Source organism: Streptomyces sp. CB02959 (assembly GCF_002803155.1).
Taxonomy (GTDB): Bacteria; Actinomycetota; Actinomycetes; order Streptomycetales; family Streptomycetaceae; genus Streptomyces.
In genome coordinates, this window is sequence record NZ_NNBP01000014.1 from 170356 (window position 1) to 184154 (window position 13799).

At 73.3% G+C, this 13799-nt stretch carries 14 protein-coding genes; 5 read left to right on the forward strand and 9 right to left on the reverse strand.

Annotated elements, in window-relative coordinates:
• Positions 1-30 precede the first annotated feature (30 nt).
• The 7 genes from CG747_RS23320 to CG747_RS23355 form a co-directional block, all read right to left on the reverse strand.
• Positions 31-1326 (reverse strand): MFS transporter, encoded by a 1296-nt coding sequence (locus CG747_RS23320; RefSeq protein ID WP_100603743.1) that lies wholly within the window; start codon positions 1324-1326, stop codon positions 31-33.
• The gene (locus CG747_RS23325; protein WP_100603744.1) at positions 1323-2438 is read right to left on the reverse strand and encodes a PLP-dependent cysteine synthase family protein; all 1116 of its coding nucleotides are present in this window, start codon (positions 2436-2438) and stop codon (positions 1323-1325) included. The genes CG747_RS23320 and CG747_RS23325 overlap by 4 nt, the downstream gene beginning before the upstream one ends.
• Before the next feature lie 132 nt (positions 2439-2570).
• Positions 2571-2999: a hypothetical protein gene (locus CG747_RS23330; protein ID WP_100603745.1), complete on the reverse strand. Its 429-nt coding sequence runs from the start codon at positions 2997-2999 to the stop codon at positions 2571-2573.
• A gap of 196 nt (positions 3000-3195) precedes the next feature.
• Complete coding sequence (locus tag CG747_RS47385) at positions 3196-4056, reverse strand: hypothetical protein (protein WP_146022138.1); 861 nt, start codon at positions 4054-4056, stop codon at positions 3196-3198.
• Between the two features lie 48 nt (positions 4057-4104).
• Positions 4105-4638 carry a hypothetical protein gene (locus CG747_RS23345; RefSeq protein ID WP_100603748.1) on the reverse strand — a complete coding sequence of 178 codons (534 nt, stop codon included), beginning with the start codon at positions 4636-4638 and terminating at the stop codon, positions 4105-4107.
• Between the two features lie 100 nt (positions 4639-4738).
• On the reverse strand, positions 4739-6883 hold the full coding sequence (locus tag CG747_RS23350; protein WP_100603749.1) for an HAD-IIB family hydrolase: 2145 nt from the start codon (positions 6881-6883) through the stop codon (positions 4739-4741).
• Between the two features lie 55 nt (positions 6884-6938).
• A complete protein-coding gene (locus tag CG747_RS23355) occupies positions 6939-7937 on the reverse strand; it encodes a carbohydrate kinase family protein (RefSeq protein WP_100603750.1) in 999 nt (332 codons plus the stop codon).
• A gap of 265 nt (positions 7938-8202) precedes the next feature.
• Between CG747_RS23355 and CG747_RS23360 the strand changes: the two genes are divergently transcribed.
• Entirely contained in the window at positions 8203-8523 is a 321-nt protein-coding gene (locus CG747_RS23360; RefSeq protein WP_100603751.1) for a hypothetical protein, read from the forward strand.
• Between the two features lie 62 nt (positions 8524-8585).
• Here CG747_RS23360 and CG747_RS48205 read toward each other — a convergent pair whose 3' ends face one another.
• Together CG747_RS48205 and CG747_RS23370 are read right to left on the reverse strand one after the other, a co-directional pair.
• Positions 8586-8756 (reverse strand): hypothetical protein, encoded by a 171-nt coding sequence (locus CG747_RS48205; protein WP_180985674.1) that lies wholly within the window; start codon positions 8754-8756, stop codon positions 8586-8588.
• 646 nt (positions 8757-9402) lie between these two features.
• The gene (locus tag CG747_RS23370; protein WP_374701804.1) at positions 9403-10350 is read right to left on the reverse strand and encodes an MBL fold metallo-hydrolase; all 948 of its coding nucleotides are present in this window, start codon (positions 10348-10350) and stop codon (positions 9403-9405) included.
• A 195-nt stretch (positions 10351-10545) separates the two neighbouring features.
• Between CG747_RS23370 and CG747_RS23375 the strand changes: the two genes are divergently transcribed.
• The 4 genes from CG747_RS23375 (at position 10546) to CG747_RS23390 (ending at position 13591) form a co-directional block, all read left to right on the forward strand.
• Complete coding sequence (locus CG747_RS23375) at positions 10546-10761, forward strand: hypothetical protein (protein ID WP_100603753.1); 216 nt, start codon at positions 10546-10548, stop codon at positions 10759-10761.
• On the forward strand, positions 10748-12139 hold the full coding sequence (locus CG747_RS23380) for an amidase (protein ID WP_100603754.1): 1392 nt from the start codon (positions 10748-10750) through the stop codon (positions 12137-12139). The genes CG747_RS23375 and CG747_RS23380 overlap by 14 nt, the downstream gene beginning before the upstream one ends.
• A 62-nt stretch (positions 12140-12201) precedes the next feature.
• Entirely contained in the window at positions 12202-12834 is a 633-nt protein-coding gene (locus CG747_RS23385) for a TetR/AcrR family transcriptional regulator (protein ID WP_100603755.1), read from the forward strand.
• A 202-nt stretch (positions 12835-13036) separates the two neighbouring features.
• On the forward strand, positions 13037-13591 hold the full coding sequence (locus CG747_RS23390; RefSeq protein WP_100603756.1) for a hypothetical protein: 555 nt from the start codon (positions 13037-13039) through the stop codon (positions 13589-13591).
• The last annotated feature ends 208 nt before the right edge of the window (positions 13592-13799 follow it).

Sequence of the window (13799 nt, forward strand, 5' to 3'; positions counted from 1 at the left end):
CTTTCAGCGCACGAAGCGCCGTTGCCGGCCTCAGGCCGTCACGGGTCGCCCTTCCGCGACGTCCGCGGCCATCCGGCCGCTGCGTTGCAGACCGTGCAGCGCCGCGCCGCAGACCAGGCCCAACACCGTGAGGGCGAGCCAGGGGAGGGCCGACAGACCCGCCGCCCGGGCCGCGTCCAGCGCCGCCCCGGTCAGCAGATTGCCCACGGTGATGCCGATGCCGCACAGGGTGTTGTAGAGGCCGTAGTGCGTGGCGACGAGCCGGTTGCCGGACAGCCGGACGATGGTGTCCATCTCGAACGGATAGGTGATCATCGTCCCCAGTGCCAGGAGCAACGCCGCCAGGACGGGGGGCCCGGCGGCCAGTACCCAGCGCGCGGGCCCCTCGCCCGGTACGGGCACCGCGCTCGCCACCAGCAGCGGCACGAAGGCGGCGGCCATGACCGCCAACCCCAGGGCGAGCGCCTGCCCGGGAGCGAGCCGGTCCCGGCACCAGGCGGTGACCCGGGTCTGGCCGAAGATCGTGCCCAGACCGGACGCCGCGAAGAGCAGCGCCACCGCCACCGTGCCGAACTCCCCGTCGCCGCCCAGGCGTCGGACCTCCAGCGGCAACGACAGGTACACCTGGAACGACAGCACGTACGACCCGATCATGGCGCCGGAGAACCACAGGAACGGACGGTTGGCCAGCACCCTGCGCCACTGGCGCAGCACGCCCTCGCGGCCCCCGGACGCCGGCTCGCCCGCACCGCCCCGGCGGGCGGGCAGGGACCGGATCTGCACCACGCTCAACAGCGCGAAGACGCCCGCCGACACCAGGCAGGTCACCTTGAAGTCCACCCCGGTGAGGACCATCCCGACGAGCGGACCGAGCAGGATGCCGGCCTGGTAGAAGACGTTGAACAGGGCGAACGCCGCCACCCTGCGCTCACCCGCGTCGGCGGCCACATACGCGCGCACGGCGGGATTGAACAGCGCACCGGCCAGACCGGTGGCCGCGGACGCCGCGAGCAGCGCCGGCAGCGAGTCCACCAGCCCGAGCGCGGCGAACCCCACGGTGCGCAGCAGGCAGCCGGCGACGATCAGCGGCTTGTAGCCCAGCCGGTCCGCGAGCGTCCCGCCGAGCAGGAACATCCCCTGCTGACTGAAGTTGCGGACGCCCAGCACCAGTCCGACCGTCCACCCGGCCAGGCCCAGCGTCCCGGACAGGTGCTGCGCCAGATAGGGCATCAGCATGTAGAAGCCGAGGTTGATGGTGAACTGGTTGAGCAGCAGCAGCTGCACGCTGCGGTCGTACGAGCGGGCCTGGCGGAACACGTCCCTCACCGGTCCGCACCGCCTTCCGGCGCCGCCGCCGCACCGGCCCGGAGGGCGAGCGGATCCACGACGGTCGTGCACCGGGTCCAGCGGGTGACCTCCTTCTCGTCCGGCCGGCCGATCAGCTCCGGTCCGGCGGCCGGCGGCGCGTCCAACAGGCCGTGCTCCGCGCAGTACCGGTCGTCGTAGATCGTTTCCAGGTACCGCTGGGGGCCGTCGGGGAAGACGGCGGCGATACGGGTGCCGGGGGCGCTGGTGCGGGCCAGCCAACTCGCGGTGAGCGCGACCGCTCCGACGCTCCACCCGCCGGTGGCGTAGTGCGAGGCGGCCAGCCGCCGGCAGGTCCACACCGCCTCGGCGGGCGCGACCCAGTGGACCTCGTCGAACCGGTCGTAGGCGACGTTGCGGGGGAAGATGCTCGACCCCAGGCCGCGCATCAGCCGTGGCCGGGCGGGCTGGCCGAAGATGGTCGAACCGACGGTGTCGACACCGACGACCCGCAAGGCCGGGTAGAGGTTGCGGAGCACCCGGGAGAGGCCCGCGGAGTGTCCGCCCGTGCCCACGCTGCACACCAGGACGTCGAGGTGGCTGAGTCCGGAGGCGAGTTCCAGCGCGAGCGGGGTGTAGGCGGCGACGTTGTCGGGGTTGTGGTACTGGTCGGGGCACCAGGCACCCGGGTGCCGCGCGAGCAGGGCGCGCACCCGGTCGCGGCGGGCCTCCTGCCAACCGCCCGTCGGATGGGGCTCGGTGACGAGGTCGACCTGGGCCCCGTGCGCGGTCAGCAGCCGTGCCATCGACGGCTCCAGACCCGGGTCGGTGACCAGGGTGACGGGATGGCCGTGCACCAGGCCGGCCAGGGCGAGCCCCAGACCGAGCGTGCCACTGGTCGACTCGATGATCCGGCCACCGGGGCGCAACTCGCCGCGGTCCCGGGCCCGTTCCACCATGTGCAGGGCCGGGCGGTCCTTGATACCGCCGGGGTTGAAGCCCTCCAACTTGGCCCAGAAGCCGGTGCCGGGCGGGCAGAGCGGTTCGGAGACGTGCAGCAGCGGGGTGTTGCCGACCAGCCCGGGCAGGGAGGCGCGGGCAAGGGGGGCGTTGTTGCTGAGCAGAGAGGTCATGGCGTCTTCTCGTTCGTCGGAATGCGTCATGGGCTCATCTCGCGTGCCGGGTCGGCGGGCCGGGCGCGGACGTCCGGCCCGCCGGTCGCGGCAGGCGGCAGCCGCCGGTTCGGGAGGCTGCGGGGGCGGCCTCTAGATCCGCCACCGGCAGCTGACGGAGAGCCGACACCGTCCGCCGGATCCCCCGCAGTCCGGTCCGCGCACGACGCGGCCGGCCGCCGGTACGGCCGCTGCCGCCACGGGCGCGGACCCGTTCGGGAGTTCCCGGTCCGCCGGGCCCGGACCGGTGCGCTGGCCGGACCGCGCGAGGACCGGAACCGCCGCTGCCGGATGGCAGGACGGCGCGGAGTGCGACGCGCCGGCAGCGCCCACCCGCGGACCGTCGGGCACCCGACGGTCGAGGACGGAACCGGAGCCGGCGGAGGACGCGAACAGCAGGGGACCCGGATGGTGTTCCGCGACCGTACGCAGGGGACACACCAGGGTCAGCAGCAACAGGCCGCCGATGACGGCGAACGGCAGCCGGCTCAGGACCGGACCGCGGAATCGGGGGTGAGGCACAGTTCCTCCGTGCACGGACAGCCGGCGGCACCACGAGGCGGGGCCGCGAACGGATCGTCGGAGCAGGAGCGCCCGCGGCGCCGTCCCGAGGGGAAGCGGACACCGGACGGCCGGACAGCCGAACGGGCGCGACGAACCGGGGCATGGCTGACTGCGGCGCAGCCACGCGCCTACCGGTTCGAAGGGCGTGCCGGGACTAGATCAGCAGAACTGCCGAGCGCGGTGCGGAACCGTCCGACGGCAGCGCGGAGTGCGGACCGCACCCGTCGAGCGCCGTCCCGAGCCGCGTGGTGGGCGGAAGGGCACAACGGTCCAGCGGTGCCTGGTCGGGAGCGTGCACGCCGGCCCCCTGGGGCGGCTGCCCGGAGAGGCATGCGCCCGTCGGATGACTGTCCGGCTGCTCCTGCCGCCCCTGGCCGCGGTCCACCACCGAAGCGTGCTGCGCCTCCGCGGCGGGGCGCTCCCCGGCGGACGGCTGTACGTCGCTGCCGGCGAACGAGGACGACAGGTGGCCGACGCCGCTCTCCGCGCTCAGCCCGTGGGTGAGCGCAACGGCGAGGAGCACCGCGAAGAGGCACCACAGCCCTACCGGGCCCGCCGAGCGGCGGGTCCGCCGCATGCCGAAGGGCGACCGGGCCGTGACCATGCCGTGAGCGTAACCCCCGGCACGACGCCCCGGTACGGCCCACGACGGCGAGCAGTGACAACCGGCCACACAACGGCCGGTCCGCACCTGCTCGCGGCGGCTCCGGTGCAGTTCACGCAGCAGCCGTCTGCCGCTGCCCTGCCAGTGCCGCCTCGGAAGCAGGGCCAGCTGTGCCGTCCGGGTCAGGGCTCGGCAGGCGAGGAAGGCGACCTCGACCGGGCCGTCGGCACCGGCCAGGTCGTCGAGCAGGTCCGTGAGTTCGGAGCGGTGGGCCGCCAGTTCGGCCGGGATCGTGGCGGCCGGGCCTCCCAGCGCGACGAGTCGCGGTAGGGGTTCTCCCGCGGCCCGGTCACGACGACCATGTCCGGATCGGCCGATGCCCGTACGGCTCCCGCCCGGTCGGATGCTCACGAAGGCCCCGTGCGGGGTGGCCTACGGCATGCGGCGCGGCGGCGTCCGTCACTCCGCAACCGCTCGCCCGGCAGCCGATGCCGCGGCGAGCGTCCAGGCAGCCACGCCCCACAGCGAGAGCGCGCACATCAGGCCCACCACCAGACGAACCGTCGCATCCGGCCCGCCGGCGCACCACACGGCGCCGCCCGCCGCCCCGGCCGCGACCAACAGGGCCGCCGGCACGCGCAACCGCGGCTGTGCGAACACCGCCGCCAGCGGCAGGAAATGGAGCCCCACGACCACCGCGACCAGCGGACCCACCAACACCGGCACCCCGGTGCGCAGACACCCCACGACAACGGCGACGATCAGGAGCCACTGCACGACGTTGACCTGCCGGAACCGCCGCCGGCGGTCCGCGGGGAAGGCGCCCCCGCCCGTCGCGGGAAGCAGCCGCCGCGCGGCGAGCATCAGCACCACCGGCGCCAGGCAGCCGACCGCGATCGAGATCAGTCGGATGGGACCGTCGAACGCGCTGGTCCCCAACACCCACCAGCCGAACCCGAAACAGGCAAGGAAACCCACCCCCGATGTGAACATGCCGGCACTTTATAGGGGGCTCCGGGCGCTGACCAGGGACGCGGCGCGACGAGATCCGACGGGGCGGCGCCGTCCCGTGTGCCTGGCGACCGTTGCCGGCTCACCCCGTGTCCGCGGGCGACGTACCGCCCGTGCCGCGGATCTCCGCGATGATGGTGCGGGCCCAGTCGGCGGGGGAGTGGGTACCGAGGAGCGCGGCCAGGGCGGCGGTGTGGGCCGTGCGCCGGCCGGGGCTCATGGTCAGCGCCCGGTACAGCGTGTCGACCAGGTCCCGGGGCGAGTGGGGGTCGGTCAGCAGCGCCGCGGCGGCGAGTTGTTCGGCGGCGCCGGTGTGGCGGGACAGCACGAGGACGCCCGGCCGGCCGGTGGCGGACCGGGCGGTGACGTACTCCTTGGCGGCGAGGTTCATACCGTCCGCCACGGAGGTCACCCAGAACACATCGGCCGCGAGGTACTGGTCGACCACCTGGGGGAACGGCAACGCCTGCGGACGGTAGTCGACCGGTTCCCAGTCACCGCTGCGCCAGCGGGCGTTGACGGCGGCCACGGCCGCTTCGAGGGCGGTGCGGGTGGCGTCGTAGGCGTGGATGCCCGGCTCGGGAGGTGGGCACACCAGGCGGAACCGCAGCTGCTTCCGCAACCCGGGTTCCCGTTCCAGGAGCGCGTCGATGGCGTGGACCTTGTGGACGGGTGCCTTGGCGTAGTCGAGGCGTTCGACGGACAGGACCAACCGGGGAGGCGCGTCGGCGGTGCGGTGCGCGGTGCGGGCGCGGGCCCGCTCCAGGGCCAGTGCGGAGACGGTCGCGTGGTCGATGCCCAGGGGGTGTACGCCGGTGCGCGGGGAGTGGTCCGAACCGGCGAGCAGCCGGCGGAAGTTGTCGGCGAAGGCCGCGGTGTGGAAGCCCGCCCAGTCCAGTCGGGCGAGGGAGCCGACCAGCTGTTCGGCGTCCGGGAGCTGCCGGAAGACCTCCGGCGGTGGGAACGGGGTGTGGTGGAACAGGCCGATGCGCAGGTCCGGGCGCTGTGCTTTGAGGATGCCGGGGACGAGCCAGAGGTTGTAGTCGTGCAGCCACACCGTCGCGCCGTGGTCGGCGTGCGCGTCGATGTGACGGGAGAAGGCGGCATTGACCGCTTCGTAGTCGGACCAGTGGGACGGGGCACGGCGGATGAGGTGGGGCTGGGACATCAGCGCCGGCCACAGCGTTTCCTTGCAGGCGCCGTGGAAGTAGCCGGCCCACCGCTCGGACGTCACCGGCAGCAGGGCGAGCGGAAGTCCGGTGGCGGGGACGGGGGGTCCGGCGGCGGGTCCGTCCTCGACGAGGGCGGCGGCCCACGTGGCGTCCAGCCCGCCTGTGTCGTCGCCGAGCACGGAGGTCAGGGTGGGCAGGATCCCGTTCGGGCTGACGGGCCGGCGCCACTGTCCGTGCGACCGGTGCACCGGCGGGCGGTGGTAACCGATGACGACCGGTGTGGTGCGCCGTACCCAGCCCACCCGCTCCAGGGCGTCCAGGATCGCCGCCGCGCCCTCCGACGGGGAGCGGTGGACCAGCTCGCTGTCGGGCGCCTGCGCCAGGAGCGCGGGTTCGGCGTTGCCCATGATCACGCCGTGGGCGCCGAGGTGGAAGAGCGAGAGGTCGTTGAGCGAGTCACCGGCGACCAGCAGTCCGGACGCCGGCCATTGGAGCTTGTCCGCCAGTCGTTGCACGGCCTGGCCCTTGCCGGCGTGCGGCGGCAGCACGTCGAAGAAGCGGTTGGCGGAGTAGGTCCAGGAGCAGCCCAACCGGGCCACGGCCGCGGTGATCTCGGGGGACAGGCGCTCGGGGGCCAGGAAGAAGGAGCAGCGGCCGTCCTGCGGCACACCGTCCTGGTGGACGAGTTCGGGGAATCGGCGGAGGGCCGCCCGGACGCGTTCCGCGCCGGGCCAACCGGCGCGCAGCTCCGCTTCCAGCGCATCGACGTGGGCCATGCCGACGGCGTCGATGACACTGGCGCCGACGTCCGCGATGATCCAGCGCGGGGCGGGGAGCAGCGGATCGCGGGCGAGGCGGGTCCGGATCGAGGGCAGGCCGCGGCCGGTGGCGAAGACGACGGTGATCTCCGGGTGCCGGTCCAGTGCCCGGCGCAGCCGCTGCCGCGCGGCCCGGTCGCCGCCGAGCAGCGTGCCGTCCAGGTCGGTCACCAGCACCCGCACGTCCTGCCCGGGTGGTCGGGCCGTCACCGTGTCGTCCCACGCTCGTTCGGGCATCTCGCTCCTTCGCCGCCGGTGCACTGCAACTGAGTCGTCTGACGTGCCGCCGGCTTCAGGCCGGGAGGCGGGTGAGCCAGGTCCGGAGTCCGGCGGAGTCCGGCGCGGCGCTGGACCCGGGGCCGGTGACCGCGGCCGCGCCGCAGGCCACCCCCGCGGCCAGGCAGGCGTCGAGGGATCCGCCCGCCAGCCGCTCGTGCAGGAAGCCCACGTTGAAACAGTCACCGGCTCCGGTGGTGTCCACCACGGGCACGGGCGGCGCCGCCCGCTCGGCCCGCCGCCCGCCCGCGGCGGCGACCGCACCGTCGCCGCCCCGTTTGACGACCGCAACGGGCACCACGTCGGCCAGGGCCTCCAGCGCCGCCACCACGCTGTCCGTCCCGGTGATCCGCAAGGCTTCGGCTTCGTTGGGCGCGAAGACCTGTACGCGGGAGAGTGCCTTGGCCACCTCGGGCATCCCGAGGTGGCCGGGGTAGTCCTGGCAGTCCATGAAGACCTCGGCGCCGTGCCGGGCGGCCACGTCGAGCGCTGCCGACACCTCCGGCCCGAACTGCAGGTACGGCAACATCACCACGGCGGGCCGGTGGGTTTCGATCAGCTCCGCCAGCGGGCGTACGGCGATCGGGTCCTCGTACGCGACCATCGCCCGGTCCCGGGGGCCGGACAGTGCGACCGTGACGTTCCGCACGGGCTGTGCATGGTGCCGGAACCCGCGCTCGTCGATGCCTTCGGCGCGCGCCGCGGCCAGCACCTCACGGCTGAAGACATCGGATCCGAAGTCGGCCGCCCACACCACCTCGCGGCCCAGCCGTCGCAGGCCCATCGCCAGGGTGAACGCGCCACCGGGCACCATGCCCAGTCCACCGGCCCACACTTCCGAGCCGAACGCGACCGGTCCGGCCAACTCCCGGAACACCAGGTCCACCGAGTAGGCGCCGACGACCAGCACCGAAGGCCCAGTTCGGCGCGCGGACGGATCGCTTCGCCTGCCCTGCGGATCCGTCGGCGGTGTGCCGTGTCGGGGCGCCTGCGGAACGCCCTGCTCGTCAGCCATGCGGGGAACTGTAAGGGGACGTCCGGTGCGGGAGTTCGCCAACGCAACGGCATGGCCGAAAGTCGTCGGTGGCGGCGCGGTTCCGGGTGTTCCGGGGGCGGGCACTCGAACAGATGATCTTGCCTGACGGTCCCCGCGCTGGGAGGAACGCGACCCTCACCGCCGAACAGTCGGGTCCGGTGTGGCGCCCCAACTTCCCCGGCGCCGTATGGAGTTCGGCGGCCATGTGGCACGGTAGGACCGGCGCGGCACGGGAGGGAGCACAGTGACAGGCAAGAAGGTGTGGGCGATAGGTGCGGCATCGTTCCTGCTCGGCGCCGGCGCGGCATTCGCGGTGACGACCGCGGTGGATGACGGTGCGAAGGTGACGGTCCAACCGGAGTCCGCGGCGACCTCGGACATCCCGCAGACCCGCGAAGGGCTCGTCACCGCGTGGACGGCCGAGCTGAAGAAGGCGGGCAAGACCAAGCCCGGCGGCTGGGAGATGCTGATGACGGAGGAGATCCGCGGCCGGTACATGTCCCAGGTGTACGCCAACGCGCCGGACGCGAAGGACATCGACCCGGGCATGGTCAAGCGGGACTGACCGGCCCGAAGGGGAGGGGCTCCGCGGCCGGCCGGCCGCGGAGCCCCTCGCGTGTGCGGTGCCTACTTGTTGATCTCGTTGATCACCGCTACGGCCTGGTCGCCGTGTTCCGAGCCGAGCAGGTCGTCGTTCTTGCGGGAGACGCCGTCACCCTCGGTCTCGTAGTGGGAGTTGGCGCTGATGATCTGTGCCTCGGTCGTGGCGATCGGGCCGCCGGACGCGCCCCGGCCCATGTCGCAGTCGACCTTGACCCGGTCGTCGAGCGGGTTGAAGTCGGACGCGTCCCGCGTTGCCGGTGCAGTAGAACTGTTTGAAACCGTCCATGTCGGAGCGCTTGTAGCCCTCGCCGGGGAACCCGGAGCCGATGACGTCGGAGAAGTCCGACCCCGCGCCGAAGCGGTATCCCAGCGCGCCGACCGCGGCCGTCAGGGACGTGTACCCGGACGGAACGGTCACGTCGAACGCGGCCATGTCCGCGTCCTCGACATCGCCGTCGGCGGTCCACTGGGTGGGGGCGACCTTCTTCGTCGCCGTCCACTTGCTCCACGGCGCGTCATAGCCGTCGGGTGAGTCGCTGCGGTGATGCCTTCCGATGATGGGTCGTCATGTCCCTGTCGCGCCGAAGCAGTGAACCACGGACCGTGCGCGCCGACCCAGCAACTCCCTTTGCATATGCGCGAGTTCGGTCACACCCACAAGGGATGGCGAAACCTACTGTTCATCAGGTGACTGGGTGGTAACAGCGAGCCTGAAGCGGTCGGCCGTCCCCCTCGAAGCCGTCCGCACCGACACCGCGGCGGCCGGCAAAGCCCCCGGCGCGCGCCGAGGGCCTCCTTCCGGACCGCAAGGGGGGACCGGCCGTGGACGCACAGGTGACGGTCAGGGCGCCGCGTGCGCGGGGGGCGGGGTGTCCGCGGGGACGGGGGCCAGTCGGTAGGCATCGCCGTCCGGGATCACCCGGCCGCCGGTCGGGGGCGGGAAGTGGGTGCCCAGGACGAGGGTTTCGCGGGCGGCGAGCGAGGAGAGCAGCGCGTGGCGGGTGGCTCGGGCCTGGTCGGGGTCGATGTCGACGCAGCTGCCGAGCGCCGGGTGGGCGAGTTGGACGGGGTGGTGGAGGCAGTCGCCGGTGATCAGCGCGGTGGCGCCGCGGCTGTCGACCTCGACGGCGAGGTGGCCCGGGGTGTGGCCGGGAGTCGGGACCAGTCGCAGGCCGGGGGCGATGTCGGCGCCCTGGGCGGGCACGTCCACGAGGTCGAGCAGCCCGGCGTCCTCGACGGGATGCACCGAGTCGCGGAACATCTGCCGGCGCGGCTCGTCCATGGCGTACCCGGCCCAGAACTCCCGCTCGGCCCGGGAGACCACATAACGGGCGTTGGGGAAGGTGGGGACCCAGGCGCCCTCGTGTGCCCGGGTGTTCCAGCCGACATGGTCGGCGTGGAGGTGGGTCAGGACCACCAGGTCGACGCGGTCCGGGGCGAAGCCCGCGGCCGTGAGGCGTTGCAGGTAGTCGGTCCGCAGGTCGTGCCAGGCAGGGTTCGCGCGGGTCTTTCCGTTGCCGATCCCGGTGTCGACCAGCACGCGCAGGCCGCCGACGGAGAGGGCGAAGCTCTGACTGGCGAGGCGCAGCACGCCGGCCCGGTCCGCGAAGTCGGGGCGCAGCCAGTCGTGTCGGTCGACCACGTCGGGGGTGGCGCCGGGCAGCAGCCAGGGCCCGGTCTCCGGTGGCAGGTGGACCTCGTCGATGCGGTGGACGGTGACGTCGCCCACGGTCCAGGAGGGGGCGGCGGCAGGGTCGGTGGTCCGGGCGGCTGAGGTGGACATCGGCATCGGTGGTCGTTCCTTCGTCCGGTGCGGTGGGGGCGGTAGGGGTTGGTGGGGACGGGTGCCCACCGGGGCGCTAAAAGCAATCCGTTTGCGTTAAGTCGACTGTAGGCCCTATCGTCTCCTAACGCAAACAATTGGCTTTTAGTTGTGGAGGGGGTTCCCATGCCCCACCACCGGCCCGATCAGGAGACGACACCCATGCCGCATCCCGTCACCCCGCTCACTCCCCAGGAGGCGGCCCAGTGGGCCGCGCGCTCCGGACTTCCCCTGCCGGTCGACCGCCATGCCGCCGTGGCGGCCACCGCCCAGCACATCCACTCCGTCGTATCGGTTCTGCGTGAACTGGACTTCGGCGACACCCCGCCCGCCGCCGCGTACCGCCTGGGGGAGGAGAAGCCCGATGCAGCCGTATGAGCTCTCCGTGGCCGCCGCGGCCGACGCGCTGCGCGCCCGCCGGCTGTCGCCCGTCGAGCTGGTGGACTCCGTGCTCGACCGCATCGAGCAGGTCGAACCGCACCTGCGCGGCTATGTGACGGTGACCGCCGAACGGGCCCGCCGGTCCGCCCGCGCGGCCGCCCGCGAAACCGCCGACGGCCGCTCCCGCGGGCCGCTGCACGGCATCCCGATGGCACTGAAGGACCTGATCGACGCCGCCGGCACGGCGACCACGGCCAGCTCCCGGGTCCGCGCCGACCACCTCGCGGACGCCGACAGCACGGTCGCCGCGCGCCTGGCGGCGGCCGGCGCGGTGCTCGTCGGCAAGACCCACACCCACGAGTTCGCCTACGGACTGACCACCCCCCAGACCCGCAACGCCTGGGACGGGGAGCGGGTCGCCGGCGGCTCCAGCGGCGGATCGGCCGTCGCGGTGGCCGCGGGAGCCGCCGGCTTCGCCCTGGGGACCGACACCGGAGGATCGATCCGGGTACCGGCCGCACTGAACGGAGTCGTCGGCCTGAAGCCCACATACGGCCTCGTCCCCCGGCACGGCGTCACCTCGCTGTCCTGGTCGCTGGACCACGTCGGCCCCCTCACCCGCACCGTCGAGGACGCCGCCCTGGTCCTGTCCGCCTTGGCCGGCCACGACCCGCGCGACCCCGGCTCCCTGGTCACCCACCCCACGGACGACCAGCCGCCGCGCGGAACCGACCTCACGGGACTGCGCGTCGGCGTCCCCGGCAACTACTACTTCGACCACGTCACCCCGGACGTCGAGGCCGCGGTCCGGCGCGCCGTCGACCGGCTGGCGGACCTCGGCGCACACCTCGTCGAGGTCGAGATCCCCATGACGCGCTACATCCAGGCAACGCAGTGGGGCCTGATGGTCCCCGAGGCCACCGCCTACCACGAGCGCACCCTGCGCACGGCCCCCGACCGCTACACGGACGACGTCCGGATCCTCCTCGAAGCCGGCGAACTGCTGTCCGCCGGGGACTACCTGCGCGCGCAGCGCGCCCGGACGCTGATGCGCCAGGCATGGCAGCAGCTGCTCGACGAGGTCGACGTGATCGCCGCCCCGACCGTCCCCACGGTCGCCGTACCGTCGGGCCAGGAGACGATCACCTGGCCCGACGGCACGGTGGAGAGCGTCTCCGACGCCTACGTACGCCTCTCCGCGCCCGCCAACATCACCGGAGTGCCGTCACTGACCGTCCCGGTGGGCCACGACCCGGCAGGCATGCCGATAGGCATGCAGCTCCTGGGGCGCCCCCTCGGGGAGCCCGTGCTGCTCCGGGTGGGCCACGCCTACGAGCAGTCCGTACCCACCCGCGCACTGGCGCCGGTGGCCTGAGGCCGCGCACCTGCCGCCCCGGTAGAAGCAACGGCTTTGCGTTAAGGCTTTAGGGTGGTGTCATGAGTCCGAGGCCGATGGCGCGTCCGGGCGGGCGCAGCGCCCGTGTCCAGGAAGCGGTGCACACCGCCGTACGCGAGCTGGAGTCCGAGGTGGGCCGCGACGCCCTGACGGTGCCGCTGATCGCGGCCCGCGCCGGTGTCACTCCGTCGACGATCTACCGCCGCTGGGGCGATCTGCGGGAAGTCCTGTCCGATGTGGCCGTCGAGCGCCTCCGCCCGGAGGCGCCGCCGGCGGACCACGGCGACCTGGCCACCGATCTGACCACCTGGGCCGAGCACTTCCTCGACGAGATGACCTCGCCGCCCGGCCGCGCGTACCTCCGCGACGCACTGCTCGGCGACCCGGACGGCACCAACGCCGGTCAGTGCTCGGCCTACGCGGCCGACCAGGTCGACGTCATTCTCGCCCGCGCCACCGAACGCGGCGAGCGGGCGCCCGACGTCGAAACCGTCATCGACCACGTCGTGTCGCCGATGATGTACCGCATCCTCTTCCGCCCCAGCCCCCTCGACGCCGCCTACGCCCACCGCCTGGTGGCGGGACTCCTCGACGTCGCACGACCGGCATCGCCACAGGTCGATGGGGAGGAGGCGGGAGAGGGCGCGGCGCCCCGCGGCGCGGGGCGCCGCTGACGCGGCGGGCTCCCGGGAGCGGTCTTGTGCAACCGGAGTGTGGTGGCGCTGAACTGCGGGTTCGGCCGGGCGGTCCCGGAGCGGGGACGCCTGCGGACCGGACCGGACCGCCGCGGCACGTTCGGGTGCGGCACCGAACCGTCTCCCTGAAGGGCGCACAACTCGTTCGCCTGATGCCGGTCCTCGGTGGCAGGGTGCACCCATGCAGCAAGCAGAGGTACTGCTCATCGGAGGGCGCGCCGGAGTCGGCAAGACGACGCTGGGATGGGAGATCTCCGCGCGGCTGCGTGCCGCGGGGGTCCCGCACTGCGTCATCGAAGGGGACTTCATGGGGCAGGCGCATCCCGCACCGGAGGGAGACCCCCGCCGCAAGAAGATCGCCGAGCGCAACCTCACGGCGCTCTGGTCGAACTACGCCGAGCTCGGGTACCGCCGCCTGGTCTACACGAACACCGTGAGCGTGCTGGCTGAGAACGAGGGCATGTTCCAGCGCGCCATGGGCATCGACGTCAGGATCGTGCGGGTACTGCTCACCGCCTCCGACACCACCACCCGTGAGCGGCTGACGGGTCGGGAAATCGGCTCGGAGTTGGAACGGGAGGTGCGGAACAGCACCCGCAAGGCACGGATCCTGGACGAGCAGGCTCCCGCGGACACCGTGCGCGTGGCGACCGACGGGCGTTCCGTCGCCGACCTCGCGCACCAGGTGCTGGGCGCCACCCGCTGGCTCACCGGGACCGGCAGCCGGCTGCCTTGAGGGTCCGTCGCCGACCGGTCCGGAACCGAGAACCCGTTGGTCCGGGCCGCTGTTCCGCATGCCGGGCACCGGCGTCCCCGCCCCGTGCGGGCCGGGGGAGCGCGCGTCGAGGCGGGGCACCTGGGCTCGTACTTCACGGTGCGGGCCGTCCTGACCCACGCGGAGACCACCTGGGACGGACGGCCGTTCGGAGCGGTCCCGGCCGGGG

Bases quoted from the DNA above. Each gene is read 5' to 3' on its own strand.
- CG747_RS23325 (WP_100603744.1), bottom strand. From the start codon at position 2,438: ATGACCTCTCTGCTCAGCAACAACGCCCCCCTTGCCCGCGCCTCCCTG.
- CG747_RS23345 (WP_100603748.1), bottom strand. From the start codon at position 4,638: ATGTTCACATCGGGGGTGGGTTTCCTTGCCTGTTTCGGGTTCGGCTGG.
- CG747_RS23350 (WP_100603749.1), bottom strand. From the start codon at position 6,883: ATGCCCGAACGAGCGTGGGACGACACGGTGACGGCCCGACCACCCGGG.
- CG747_RS23355 (WP_100603750.1), bottom strand. From the start codon at position 7,937: ATGGCTGACGAGCAGGGCGTTCCGCAGGCGCCCCGACACGGCACACCG.
- CG747_RS48205 (WP_180985674.1), bottom strand. From the start codon at position 8,756: ATGGGCCGGGGCGCGTCCGGCGGCCCGATCGCCACGACCGAGGCACAG.
- CG747_RS23370 (WP_374701804.1), bottom strand. From the start codon at position 10,350: ATGCCGATGTCCACCTCAGCCGCCCGGACCACCGACCCTGCCGCCGCC.
- CG747_RS23375 (WP_100603753.1), top strand. From the start codon at position 10,546: ATGCCGCATCCCGTCACCCCGCTCACTCCCCAGGAGGCGGCCCAGTGG.
- CG747_RS23380 (WP_100603754.1), top strand. From the start codon at position 10,748: ATGCAGCCGTATGAGCTCTCCGTGGCCGCCGCGGCCGACGCGCTGCGC.
- CG747_RS23385 (WP_100603755.1), top strand. From the start codon at position 12,202: ATGAGTCCGAGGCCGATGGCGCGTCCGGGCGGGCGCAGCGCCCGTGTC.
- CG747_RS23390 (WP_100603756.1), top strand. From the start codon at position 13,037: ATGCAGCAAGCAGAGGTACTGCTCATCGGAGGGCGCGCCGGAGTCGGC.